This is a genomic window from uncultured Dietzia sp., from assembly GCF_937873725.1.
GTDB lineage: Bacteria > Actinomycetota > Actinomycetes > Mycobacteriales > Mycobacteriaceae > Dietzia.
Genome location: NZ_CALMYY010000138.1, coordinates 1 through 11,819 on the forward strand (window position 1 = coordinate 1; position 11,819 = coordinate 11,819).

An 11,819-nucleotide genomic window follows, 5' to 3' on the forward strand; every position below is an offset into this window, starting at 1 on the left:
TGGCGGGCGATGAGCCCTCACTCCCGGCACGGCCTCGCCGTCACCCTGTCCCTCGTCGTGGCCGTGGTCGCCTCCGCCTGCTCCTACGGTCCCACCCGCCAGGCGCCGACCCCGATCCCGCCCGGAATCCCGCCCGGGCCCGGGGCGCCGGTGCCGGCCGTGGACCTCGACGCCCCCGGTCGCACCTCCGATCAGCTGCGGCCGTGGGCGGCGGGGATCAACGAGCAGATGAACATCCCCGTCGCAGCGCTGGCCGCGTACGGAAACGCCGCCGAGACCATGCGGCAGACCCGGCCCGAGTGCAACCTCGCCTGGACCACCCTGGCGGGGATCGGCCACGTGGAGACCCGGCACGGGCGGTACCGCGGGGCGTCGCTGAACGACGACGGCTACGCGCTGCCGCCGATCATCGGGGTCAAACTCGACGGTTCGCCGGGTTTCGCCGAGATCCCCGACACCGACGGCGGCGCGCTGGACGGCGACACCGAACACGACCGGGCCGTGGGGCCGATGCAGTTCATCCCCGAGTCGTGGGCCAAGTACGGCCGCGACGCCGACGGCGACGGGCGGGCCGACCCCAATCAGATCGACGACGCCGCCGTAGCCGCCGCCCGGCTGCTGTGTGAGCGCGGGGGAGACCTCTCGCAGGCCGAGAACTGGCAGCGCGCCGTGCTGGCCTACAACGCCTCCCGCGAATACGTCATGGACGTGCGCGACGCGGCGGCGGCGTACTCGGTGGGGACCACGGCGCCGTAAGAGCGCGTCACACCGCGGCGTGGACGGGAAGGTAGCGCAGGGCGACCACCCCGGACCGGAAAGTGCGCTGGTCCACGAGCGCGAGCCCGATGCGATCGAGCAGGCCGGAGAGCAGCGTGGGCCCGTGACCGGCCAGGACGGGATGCACCACGAACTCGTACTCGTCGATCAGCCCCAGGTCCGCCAGCGCCCGGGGGGAGCGTCACCCCGCCCACCCACAGTCCCTCGCCCGGCTGCTCCTTGAGCGCGCGGACCGCCCGCTCCAGATCCCCGCGGACCAGCTCGGCGTTCCAGTCGACACTCTCGAGCGTGCTGGACACGACGTACTTGTCGGCCCGGTCGATGGCCTCGGCGAACGGGATCTCCCACTCGTTCATCCAGTCGGGCCACGCGCCCGTCTCCGGCTTCCGCCACGCGGCCTGCATCATCTCGTAGGTCACCCGGCCGTACAGCAGCGCATCGGCGCGCGATATCTCCGCGGTCCAGTAGCTCATGGACTCCTCGTCCGGCGGGAGCCCGGCCTCGTGGTGGCAGCACCCGTCGAGGGTCACGTTGATCGAGTAGTGCAGTGGCCTCATCGCGTCGCCCCCCCGCCGCTCCCGACCGGGCCAATCTAACACCGGGGACCGGTGGATCGCGGGCCTTCACCAGCGGATCGCCGACACTCGATCCGTGTGGCTCACCTCGACCAGGCGGTCCGATTCGACGGCCGCGGCACCGGCCCGGTGAGCGGAGTGTTCACCCCGCTCATTCACCGGATCCCCGCGGCGACCGCCTTACCCCACTGCTCCGCGCGGGCTTCCTCGCCGTCGATCAGGTTCGTGTCGGTGTCGACCAGGAAGCTCTCCGGATCAGCGGCGAGGGTGAAGCCCAGGTGCCGGAGCTTCTTGGCGATCCCCTTGGATGCCCGGCCGGTGACGATCGCGGGTTTGTCGATCCGCGTATCGAACGCGGCGGCGGCCCCCTCGGCCCGCGCGAGGTCGTCGAGCCAGTCCCGGATCCCCGGTCCGGCCGCGTCGGGCTCGGCCGTGAGGGCGCTGTCTTCCTTCTCCGCGGCCTCGACCGCTCCGCGCCGGGTCGATTCCCGGCTCATCCCGTGGACATGCGTGGGGCCGCCCACGATCACCAGGTCGTACGCCTGGACGTCCTGAGGGTTCGCCTGGGCGACGGGGACCGTGGTGGCGTCGCCCACCTGGGCGGCGCCGCGGGCGATCGCCTCCGCGATCTCGTGGGTGCGGCCGTACATGGACTCGTAGACGATCAGTGTGCGCATCTCCCGTGCCCCTCCGCTCGAGTCGTCGGTGGCTGTCCATCTTCCACCGCAGCCATGCCGAGCACAATGGCCTCCCGCCAGGATCTTCGGGCGACCTCGCAGTTCTCAGCGTAGGTCTCAGCGCACGCCACCGAGGGCCGAATATCGCACGCCGCTGCCCGGCTCGAGGCGGCTGGACGTTCAGACCGTGGTGGCCCCGAGTGCGAGCATGTCGGCCATCATGGGCTGGTGCGACAGTAGGCCGGCGTCCACCTTGACTTCCTGGCCGTTGATTCCGGCGGCGTCGTCGGAGGCCAGGAACGCGAACACCTTGGCCTGCTGCTCCGGTGTCGGCATCTCGGGGTTGAGGTTCTGGCGGCGGAAGATTTCCTTGACCTCCTCCGGGATCTGCTGCGCCGGCGGAGACGTGGTGGTGCCCGGGCTGATCGCGTTGCATCGGACGCCCTCGCGGCCGTACTGCGTGGCGAGGAACTTGGTGAGCGCGATGACTCCGGCCTTCGAGGCGCCGTAGCCGCTGAGGCTCGTGTCGCCGGCCGAGCCGTGGGTGGACGCGGTGCTGACGATCGCCCCGCCGGCCTTCCTCAGGTAGGGGAGTGAGTGCTTGCTCAGCAGCATGACGCTGCGGAGGTTGACCGCCATCACGTTGTCCCACGCCTCGACGGTCATGGCGGCGACCTCGGTGTCATCTGGCGGGAAGATCCCGGCGATGTTCATGACGATCGTCGGTTCGCCGAGCGTCTCCACCGTGGTGGCCACCAGGCGCTCGATCTGCTCCTCGGAGCGGACATCGGTCTCCACCGCGAGAGCGGTCCCGTCGCCATGGCGTGCGTTGAGCTGGTCGGCGAGTGCTTGTGCTCCTGCCAAGTTGATGTCGGCGAGGGCAACCTTCGCGCCGTTCGCTGCGAGCTCGGTCGCGGTGGCGCCTCCGATGTTGAGGCCACCGGGTTCGACCGTGGTTGCTCCGGTGACGATGGCTACCTTGCCTGTGAAATCGGGCATTGTTCCTACTTCCTCTGTCGCGTGGATGGGGTGTGGGGTGGTGTGGGGTTGGTGTGTTCGGTGTCTATCGACGGCGACGGCGAGGTGAGCCAGCCGGGAAAGCACTGCAGCAGCTGCTCGACCACCTGGTCGTGCGACAGCGACGATTGGGGATCGCTGAGCCAACGACCCACCACGCCGACAACCCCGTGGGCGAGGAAGCGGGACACCATCTGCGGATCCACATCACTCGGGCGTGCTGCCATCTGATCGAGCGCCCGTGCGGTGAATTCGGCGAACGCATCGGTAACGGATTGCACGGCGCCTGCCGGTGCGGAGGGGCCGAGCAATGACGCGTAGACAGCCCGTCGTGCGCCCACGAATCGAATCAGGTCGGACATCGCATTGCGGCTCGCCTCGATGCCGGATACAGCGAGTTGGCCTCGCATGACGACGTCGGCGCCACTGAGGGCGCTGAACAGGTCGCGGAGCATGTGGGTCGCGAGGTCGTCTGGCGAGGCGAAGTGCTTGTAGAACACCGAGCGGTGTACGCCGGCCGCGTCGGTCAGCGCGGACACCGTGATGTCGTCGGGGCTGCCCGATGACGCGAGCCGGCCGAACGCATCGATCAACTTCAGCCGAGTCCGGACGGCGCGCGGGTCGTGGCTCTGCGCCATCGGCCGATCGACTGTGGCGTTCGACATCGTCGTGGTTGCCATCACATCGCCAAGCTAGCACTAAACGACATCTGTCGACGAAGTCCCGCGAATCGTTGACCCCGCCCCCGCCGCGTCGTAGGTTCGGGGGTACAGGTCGAGGAGTCATCATGACCACCAGCCGAGCGCAGCTTCCACGTCGTCGAGGTAATGGATGGCTGACCGCTGCGTCGGTGATCGTCGCCGTGGTGCTTCTCCTCCCCGTGCTGCTTCTGCCCCTCACCAGCTCGGTGCCGCTGTGGGCCTGGCTCCCTCTACTTCTGCTCGGCCTGGCCGCACTGCTCTGGCTGATCCTCCGGCGCCGCCGCCCGTGGGTCCGGCCGGCGGCGGTGGGTCTGCTGGTGCTGGCCGCGGTCGGCGCGGTTGTCGCCTCGCAGACCCTGGCGGTGGCGCCGCCCGTCACCGGACCGGACGGCAAGCCGGTCCCCGGCAGCATCGCGACGATGGAGAAGGTGGACCTGGGCGGCAGCGAGCAGTGGATCACGATCCGCGGCCAGGACGAGACCAATCCGGTCCTGCTCAACCTCGGGATGGGCGGCCCCGGCGGGGGCGGCTTCTTCAACTCGCGCGAGTTCCAGCCCCTGGAGAAGCACTTCACCGTGGGCAGCTGGGACGAACCCGGGACCGGCAAGTCGTACGGCGCCGTTCCGTTCGACCAGCTCGACCGGGACCGGTTCGTGGACGACGCCACCGCCCTGGCCAACCACCTCCGCCAGCGTTTCGGCCAGGAGAAGATCGTCGTCTACGGGGTGTCGTGGTCGAGCATCATCGGCATCTGGCCGGTGCAGGAACACCCCGAGCTCTTCCACGCCCTGGTCACCAGCGGACAGATGGTCAACACCACCGAGAACGACCGCATGGGATACGAGCTCGCGCTCAAGTACCTCGACGACAAGGGCGAGACCCGGCGAGCGGAGAAGCTGCGCAGCAACGGGCCGCCGCCGTACCACGGGGACAACGTGGTGCGCCCCTACGTCGCCTTCCTGGACGTTCTCAACGAGATCATGGGCACGCCCCGGTACACGCTGGTCGCGCCGCTCATCCCGTTCTTCGTCCCCGAGTACGGCTACGTCGACAAGGTCAACCACACCCGCGGTCTGATCAACTCGTTCAACGCCGTCTACCCGCAGCTCGAGGGTCTGGACTTCGCCCGTCAGGCCCCGACGCTGGAGGTGCCGGTGTTCTTCTTCGTGGGCCGCCACGACGTCAACGCCATGCCGGCGCTGGTCGAGGAGTACTACGACGTCCTCTCGGCGCCGGACAAGAACCTCATCTGGTTGGAGGGTGGTCACGGTCTGGGCAGCGCGGAGAACAAGGACGTGTTTGTGGACGTCATGCTCGAGCAGGTGCGTCCCCTGACGCAGTAGGTGGAGAGGAGCTCCGAGATGAGGTTGGCACGACCGTGGTCCACGTCCGCGCTTCTCGCCGGCATGGCGTTCTGGACGCTGTCGGCGTTAGGGGGAGGGCCCGGCCTGTTCCTCTTCCGCGACGGATCGGGTCTGGGGTTCGATCCGGAGCTGTTGGTGAACACGCCGTTCGCCGACTTCTTCGCCCCGGGTGTGATCCTCGCTCTGCTGGGTGTGGCGGGGGCCGTGGTCACCGCGCTGTTGGTCAGGGGCCTGCGCGCCCGCGGGCGCCGGGATGCCCCCTCGCCGTGGCAGTGGTACTTCGCGTTGGTGGTGGCGCTGGGGCAACTCGCGTGGATGGTGGGGGAGGTCGCCCTGCTGTGGCGGCCGGTGGCGGGGCTGCCCGGCGACCAGCGGGAGCTGTTCCACACGTTCTGGTGGGCGTTCGGTGCGGTGAGCGTGGTGAACCTGCTCCTGGTGTTCGCGCAGCCCACCCGCCGGATCCTCGGGGGACCTACCAGGTGAGACCGGCGGACCAGATCGAGGGAAGGACCGGGGCGGTGACGACGACGACGAGGGCGCTCACCTGGCACCGGCGCGCAGTGACCGGCCGGGACGCGAGGGCGTAGAGCAGGCCTTGCAACCTCGACTATGCTCCTCGTCGGCGCGTTCAGGGAGGAGCGGCCGGCGGGGGAGCGGATGCGGAGGCCGGCGTCGGCTCGTCCTCCCACGGTGGGGGCGTGACCACGGGGCGCGACTACTCGGTCGTCGTCAGCAACCGCCGCATGCCACCGCGGGAGAGCATCAGCGCCACGATGAGCGCGGTCACCGCCCAGAAGCCGCCCAGCTGCACGGCGTCGCCGAACGCGAACGCCACCAGCTCCAAGACCAGGAACTTACTGCCCGGCAGCACCAGGAGCAGCGCGACCACGTTGACGATGCGAATCGGCAGCGGCCTCCCCGACCGGATGCGGCCCACGATCCTCTTCTTGACCAGCAGCACGATCTCCAGCACCACCTTGAGCAGGACCGCCGTCAGGAGCGCCAGCAGGAACGTCTCGGAGAGGACGGCGGGGAAGAGCTGGATGAACACGCCCAGGACAACGAGGTACACCAGGACATCCACGAGGTCGATCGGACGAATCCGCACCCGCGGAGTCTATCGACCGAGCCGTCGGGAAGGACAGGGTGAGTGACGACGACGAGGGCGATCGCCGGAACCGGTCTGCCCGTGATGGGAGCACGCCACGAGCGGTGTACGCCTAACCGAGTTCGTCCGCCAGTCGCACGGCGGGGATCCAGTCGATCCCAAAGACCCGGGCCACCTCGGCAAAAGTCGAGGCGTCCGCGTCGGTGCTGGTCGCGGAGGAGATCAGGCGGGACAGCATCACCGTCCCGGCCCGCTCCTCGATCGTGCCCGCCGCGGCCAGGAGCGACCACGAGCACACCTGGTGATCCCGGTGCGCGCGGCCCATCGTCTGCTCGGCCAGGAGTCCTGAGTAGCGGGCCTGGTGGAAGAAGCCCCTGCGCGGGGTGTCGGTAGCGAACGAGCCGTCGGCGAACTGCTCGCGGGCCTGCAGGTTGATCGCGGTGGGCGTGTTGAACACCACCACCGGCGCCTCGCCCCGCTGGAACCGCATCCGCTCGGATTCGGCCTGCGGGTTCGAGCCGTAGATCCGCGCCACCGGGATCCCGTCGGCCTCGAGCATCTCGGCCACCGGGTGCGCGGCCGTGGACACCATCTCCGTGGCGATCAGCACCTGGTAGCCGCGGGCGAGTTCGGCCTTGGCCGCCGCGACCGTGTGCTCGACCCGGATCATCGATGCCTTCTGGCGCAGCCGCACCAGCGCAGCCAGCCCGCGGGCGACATTGTTGCCCGTCCTGGCCAGCTGCATCTCCCGCTGGAAGTCGCCCCACTCCAGCTCGTAGGCCCGCCACTGGTCCGGGGTCAGCTCCACCAGGTCCACATCGAAGGGAGGCGGTCCCCACGGCGCCGACCGGGTGAGCATCAGCGGCGGATCGTGCCGCAGCAGGATGTCGCGCACGTCGCCGATGGCGGCCTGCTGCACCTGTAGAGATTCCTTCGCCTCCGTGGTCCACGTCCACTTGCCGTAGGAGGTCTCCAGGGGCACGCCCCGCTCGGTCAGCGCCCGTCCGAAGTCCGCCCACCGGGCCGGCGGATCGCCGTGCACCTGCGCGAACAGCGAGGACAGGTATCCCCATTCGCCGGGGTGGTGGCCCGGGGTGGCGGTGATCGTCAGCACGAACGGGGCGTTGGCGTGCGGGGCGTCCATGCGGGTCAGTCTCCGCATGTAGCTGGTGCGCTTGCTGGCGTGCCGGAACTGGTGGGCCTCGTCGATCACCGCGACGTCCAGCTTGAGCCGCGGGCGCCCGTTCCGGGCCATGAGCTTGCCCAGGCTGTCCGAGGACATGATGATCCAGCGCAGGTCGTCGTCGCCCTGTTCGTCACCATCCAGCGCCGTGATGGTGCGCCGCCACGACGGGATGGTGATCCGCGCCGGCCGGTCCACCGTCACGAGGATCGTGCGGGCGCCGCGCGCCCTGGCGATCGACCTCGCTGCGGCCACCGCCACCAGGGTCTTGCCGGTCCCCACATCGTTGCCCAGGTGGACCTGCCGGAATCCGCGGTCGGCGGCTGCGGCGATCGCGTCCGCGTCCGCGCGTTGCTCCGGGCGCAGACTCATCGGCGCGGCGGTCGCGCCCCGGCCGGCGCTGCCGTTGAGCTCGTCCTCCAGCAGGCGCAGGTAGGAGTACGGCTTGCTGGCGTAGGGCTCCAGCGGGCTCGGCAGGGAGGTGCCGACGTGGGCGTGTGCGGTGAGCGACTTGTAGTAGGTCACCCCGGCCGGGGTTCCGCCGTCCAGTCCGCCCCACGGGAGCTCCAGGAGCCACACCCGCTGGCCGGGCGGGATCGTCGGGGCCGCCTGCGCCGCGCTCGGCCTCCTGGCCGACTTCGCCCGTGTGGAACTCGTCTTCCGCTTCCTGGTTGTCGAGCGCGGTGACCGAGTAGCCATCAGATCGCCGCCCCGGCGCGGGCGGTGACGAGGGCGGGTGCGTCCACGGTGTTCTCCTGGGTGGTTCTGCGGGGTGGCCCATGGGGGGGGTCGGGCTGACTCTAGGGGCGGGGTACGACATCGCCAGGGACGGCCGGTGCGGAGACGGCAAGGGCGAGGTGGGTGGCCGGGGCGGGCGCGCCTCCGTGGGGAGGGGAAGGGGCACGAGAGTAATGACGACGACGAGACCGACCCGTCGCGGCCGGAATTCCGGCCTCGTGTCGGTGCGCTACGCGCTGACCTCCCCAGTGCTCGGAGCCGCTCGCAGGAAGCGCAGGATTGGCATATCCTGCAACAGGGGTGATGAGTATGCCAACACGGAATGTTGTCCTGGGCCAGCACCAACACGAGTTGGTCGAGCAACTGGTGGCATCCGGGCGCTACCAGAATGCGAGCGAGGTCGTGCGTGAAGGGCTTCGGCTGCTGGAGCGGCGAGATGCCGAGGACGCGGCCAGGCTCGCTGCTCTCCGCGCAGCTGCCGATCAGGGGTGGGCCGACGTGGCTGTGGGCCGCTACGTGGACGTTGACGACGCGGATCTAAGCGACGTCATCGCGGACATCGGTGCACGAGCCAGACAACCCACCCCGCCAGTCTAGGAACTGGTGCTGGCGGTGGACGCAGCCTCTGAGTGGGCGTCAAGACTGCTTGACCACCTGTGGCTAAGGGTTCCCGTACCGGTAGTGCCGGTGCTCAGCGGGGCACCAGAGGGGCTAACTCAGGTCAGTCCGGCGATCGTTCGGACGACACGACGAAGCCGAGAGACTTGAGCTGGGCTGCGACCGTCGCGGCGCCACCGGAGAACGTGCTCGCAAGAAGTGCAGTCCGGCCTTCAAGAAAGCCGTGAGCAGCGCTATCGCTTTCGAGGTCCCTGGCGTCGATGCGGAATGGTTCTTCGACCATCCAGATCGGATATCGGTGTCATTCGAGCAGTTCAAGATAGGTCCGGCGCGCCTTCATCGCGTGGATGACCTCAATCTGGCCGTTGTCGTAGAACAGCACGACAAGCTCGAGAACCCTGGTTTGCCTATCGAATCCCAAGACGAGTACCCGTTGCGGGTGTTCGTCGTCCAGGGGGCCGGAGAGGGTAGCGGTGTCGAAGGTCGCCCGTATGTCGTCGTCGGTGATGCCGTGTTTCCGGGCGGAACTACGGATGATCACGAAGCGGCGGCCCACTCGGCCAGAGCCTGGCGGATCGCCTCGGACCTGTTGAGGTGGTCTCGGTCGGCGCGAGCCATGACCGCCGCAAGCTCGGCGGCGGTAAGTCGGACCGGGACAACCTGTGCGGCCTCGCTTGACCTCGCGGGTCGCCCCATCCGCTTCTTCAGCCAGGCAGGGTCGTAGCCCTCCTCGGCTTCGGCAACCCACTCGTCAAGTTGTTCTTCTGGGACCGGCCGGCCCTGAATCTTCCGCTCCATGACCGCTATCGTATTACGAATCTGTACGAGTGGGGAGGGCCGATCCCCGGGGGAGTCTCACCACGTCCGAGTCGAGGCGCAGCGCACCCGAAGGGTTGTAGTCACCGCACGCCTCGACCCACCCCGCTCGACTACGTGGAACAATGACCAGCGGTACTGCGCCCACGGGAGCGGCGCCGACCCCCTGACACGAACCACGAACTTCCCCAAGGAGCACAGATGGCGCTTATCGAGCAGGTCGGAGCCCGGGAGATCCTCGATTCGCGAGGCAACCCCACCGTCGAGGTGGAGGTGCTTCTGGACGACGGCTCGTTCGCGCGGGCGGCCGTGCCCTCGGGTGCCTCGACCGGTGCGCACGAGGCCGTGGAGCTGCGCGACTCCGACGAGCGCTACATGGGCAAGGGCGTGACCAAGGCGGTCGACGCCGTGCTGGACGTGCTCGCGCCCGCCGTGATCGGCATCCCCGCCGAGGAGCAGCGTCTGGTGGACGAGGCCCTGCTCGACGCCGACGGCACCCCCAACAAGTCCACCGTCGGAGCCAACGCCATCCTGGGCGTCTCCCTCGCCGTGGCCCGCGCCGCGGCCGATTCCGCGAACCTCGAGCTGTACCGCTTCGTCGGCGGCGCCAACGCGCACGTCCTGCCGGTGCCCATGATGAACATCCTCAACGGCGGCGCCCACGCGGACTCGGGCGTGGACGTCCAGGAGTTCATGATCGCCCCGATCGGTGCGCCCACGTTCCGCGAGGCCCTGCGCATGGGCACCGAGGTGTACCACCATCTCAAGGCCGTGCTCAAGGAGAAGGGCCTGTCGACCGGCCTGGGCGACGAGGGCGGCTTCGCCCCGTCGGTGGACTCCACCAAGGCCGCGCTTGACGTGATCGTAGAGGCCATCGAGAAGGCCGGCTACACCCTCGGCACCGACGTCGCGCTCGCGCTGGACGTGGCCGCGACCGAGTTCTACAAGGACGGCAAGTACCACTTCGAGGGCAAGCAGCTCTCCGCCGCCGAGATGGCCGACGTCTACGCCGACCTGGTGGCCAACTACTCCCTGGTCTCCATCGAGGACCCGCTCGACGAGGACGACTGGGAGGGCTGGACCACCCTGACCGACATGATCGGCAGCAAGGTCCAGCTGGTGGGCGACGACCTCTTTGTCACCAACCCCGAGCGCCTGGCCGACGGCATCGCCCAGGGCGCGGCCAACGCGCTGCTGGTCAAGGTCAACCAGATCGGCACGCTCACCGAGACGCTGGACGCCGTGGAGCTGGCGCACCGCAACCGCTACGCCACCATGATGTCGCACCGCTCGGGCGAGACCGAGGACACGACCATCGCCGACCTCGCGGTGGCCTGCAACTGTGGCCAGATCAAGACCGGCGCCCCGGCCCGCTCGGAGCGCGTGGCCAAGTACAACCAGCTGCTGCGCATCGAGGAGATGCTCGGGGACGCCGCCCGGTACGCCGGCGCCGGTGCCTTCCCGCGCTTCAACGCCTGAGCCAGGCCATCGGGTCGCACGGTCGGAATAGGCACAGTCCGAGCAAGCCCAATCCGAGCAGGTAGGTAGTCGAGAGGAGGGCTCATGGCTCGCCCACCACGCCCTTCTGATCGCCGGGGCGACGGCCGCGATCGGTCGTCGTCCCGGCGCCCCGGCGAGGCGTCGGGGCCCATCCGCCGGGCTCCCCAGCGGGGTCGCGCCCGCGGTGAGTCTCCTGCCGACACCACTCGCCGGCAGACGCCCCAGCGGCGCACGCCGAGCCGCGAGCGGGACCGGCCGGTGCCCGCCTCGGCCCGCTCCGGCCGGGTGGGCTCGACCGCGCATCCGGAGGCCCACCGGCTCACCACGCGGACCGATCTCTCGGACACCGTGCTGGGCCCGCGGAACTACACGCCTCGGCGGATCGGTCTCCTCGCCGTCGTCGCCATCATTCTCTTGGTGACGGTGTCGTTCCCCCTGCGCAATCACTACCAGTTCCTCTCGGACGAGAAGGCGGTGGCGCAGGAGCGGGCCGCGCTGCAGGCGACGATCGCCGAGCTCGAGGCCGAGGAGCAGCTGCTCGCCGATCCGGCGTACATCGAGCAGCAGGCCCGCATCCGCTTCGGCGCCGTCAAGCCGGGGGAGACCCCGTATCGGGTGAGCCCGGTGGATCCGGTGGAGCAGGCGGCGGCCGAGCAGCGGGCGGCCGAGTTGGCGGCGCTGCCGTGGCAGACGCGGGTGCGGGCCCCCATCCCCCCGCCCGCCGACCCCGTTTTCCCGGGCAACT

Annotated in this window: 14 protein-coding genes and 1 pseudogene; 6 read left to right on the plus strand and 9 right to left on the minus strand. The window is 69.4% G+C overall.

Annotated features, from left to right (window positions below):
- Positions 1-9: 9 nt before the first annotated feature.
- Complete coding sequence (locus Q0444_RS14875) at positions 10-756, plus strand: lytic transglycosylase domain-containing protein (protein WP_299023794.1); 747 nt, start codon at positions 10-12, stop codon at positions 754-756.
- A 7-nt stretch (positions 757-763) separates the two neighbouring features.
- On the opposite strand, the pseudogene Q0444_RS14880 reads toward Q0444_RS14875, so the two are convergent.
- From Q0444_RS14880 to Q0444_RS14895, 4 genes and pseudogenes are all read right to left on the minus strand, one after another.
- A pseudogene (locus tag Q0444_RS14880) lies at positions 764-1,334 on the minus strand (dihydrofolate reductase family protein).
- Positions 1,335-1,507: 173 nt separating this feature from the next.
- On the minus strand, positions 1,508-2,029 hold the full coding sequence (locus Q0444_RS14885; protein WP_299023771.1) for a flavodoxin domain-containing protein: 522 nt from the start codon (positions 2,027-2,029) through the stop codon (positions 1,508-1,510).
- A gap of 180 nt (positions 2,030-2,209) precedes the next feature.
- A complete protein-coding gene (locus tag Q0444_RS14890) occupies positions 2,210-3,028 on the minus strand; it encodes an SDR family NAD(P)-dependent oxidoreductase (protein ID WP_299023773.1) in 819 nt (272 codons plus the stop codon).
- Positions 3,029-3,033: 5 nt separating this feature from the next.
- Complete coding sequence (locus Q0444_RS14895; protein WP_299023775.1) at positions 3,034-3,726, minus strand: TetR/AcrR family transcriptional regulator; 693 nt, start codon at positions 3,724-3,726, stop codon at positions 3,034-3,036.
- Positions 3,727-3,833: 107 nt separating this feature from the next.
- On the opposite strand from Q0444_RS14895, the gene Q0444_RS14900 reads away from it, so the two are divergent.
- Both Q0444_RS14900 and Q0444_RS14905 read left to right on the plus strand, forming a co-directional pair.
- Positions 3,834-5,090 (plus strand): alpha/beta fold hydrolase, encoded by a 1,257-nt coding sequence (locus Q0444_RS14900; RefSeq protein ID WP_299023777.1) that lies wholly within the window; start codon positions 3,834-3,836, stop codon positions 5,088-5,090.
- Positions 5,091-5,108: 18 nt separating this feature from the next.
- Positions 5,109-5,594, plus strand: a complete 486-nt coding sequence (locus Q0444_RS14905; protein WP_299023779.1) for a hypothetical protein — start codon at positions 5,109-5,111, stop codon at positions 5,592-5,594.
- Between the two features lie 232 nt (positions 5,595-5,826).
- Here the strand turns inward: Q0444_RS14905 and Q0444_RS14910 are convergent, their stop codons facing one another.
- Positions 5,827-6,219: a hypothetical protein gene (locus Q0444_RS14910; protein WP_291082126.1), complete on the minus strand. Its 393-nt coding sequence runs from the start codon at positions 6,217-6,219 to the stop codon at positions 5,827-5,829.
- Positions 6,220-6,331: 112 nt separating this feature from the next.
- On the minus strand, positions 6,332-8,101 hold the full coding sequence (locus tag Q0444_RS14915) for a DEAD/DEAH box helicase family protein (RefSeq protein WP_299023782.1): 1,770 nt from the start codon (positions 8,099-8,101) through the stop codon (positions 6,332-6,334).
- 348 nt (positions 8,102-8,449) lie between these two features.
- Between Q0444_RS14915 and Q0444_RS14920 the strand changes: the two genes are divergently transcribed.
- Positions 8,450-8,737 (plus strand): type II toxin-antitoxin system ParD family antitoxin, encoded by a 288-nt coding sequence (locus Q0444_RS14920; protein ID WP_291082132.1) that lies wholly within the window; start codon positions 8,450-8,452, stop codon positions 8,735-8,737.
- Positions 8,738-8,861: 124 nt separating this feature from the next.
- On the opposite strand, the gene Q0444_RS14925 is transcribed toward Q0444_RS14920, so the two are convergent.
- From Q0444_RS14925 to Q0444_RS14935, 3 genes are read right to left on the minus strand one after another with little or no spacing between them, the layout of a single operon-like run.
- Complete coding sequence (locus tag Q0444_RS14925; RefSeq protein ID WP_299023784.1) at positions 8,862-9,041, minus strand: hypothetical protein; 180 nt, start codon at positions 9,039-9,041, stop codon at positions 8,862-8,864.
- Between the two features lie 18 nt (positions 9,042-9,059).
- Entirely contained in the window at positions 9,060-9,314 is a 255-nt protein-coding gene (locus tag Q0444_RS14930) for a hypothetical protein (protein ID WP_299023786.1), read from the minus strand.
- Positions 9,296-9,556 carry a ribbon-helix-helix protein, CopG family gene (locus tag Q0444_RS14935; protein WP_299023788.1) on the minus strand — a complete coding sequence of 87 codons (261 nt, stop codon included), beginning with the start codon at positions 9,554-9,556 and terminating at the stop codon, positions 9,296-9,298. Before Q0444_RS14935 ends, Q0444_RS14930 begins: the two co-directional genes overlap by 19 nt.
- 219 nt (positions 9,557-9,775) lie before the next feature.
- On the opposite strand from Q0444_RS14935, the gene eno reads away from it, so the two are divergent.
- The gene (gene eno, locus Q0444_RS14940) at positions 9,776-11,053 is read left to right on the plus strand and encodes a phosphopyruvate hydratase (protein WP_299023790.1); all 1,278 of its coding nucleotides are present in this window, start codon (positions 9,776-9,778) and stop codon (positions 11,051-11,053) included.
- A 279-nt stretch (positions 11,054-11,332) separates the two neighbouring features.
- Positions 11,333-11,819 (plus strand): septum formation initiator family protein (locus Q0444_RS14945; protein WP_299023792.1); only part of this gene is annotated, 487 nt, incomplete at its 3' end.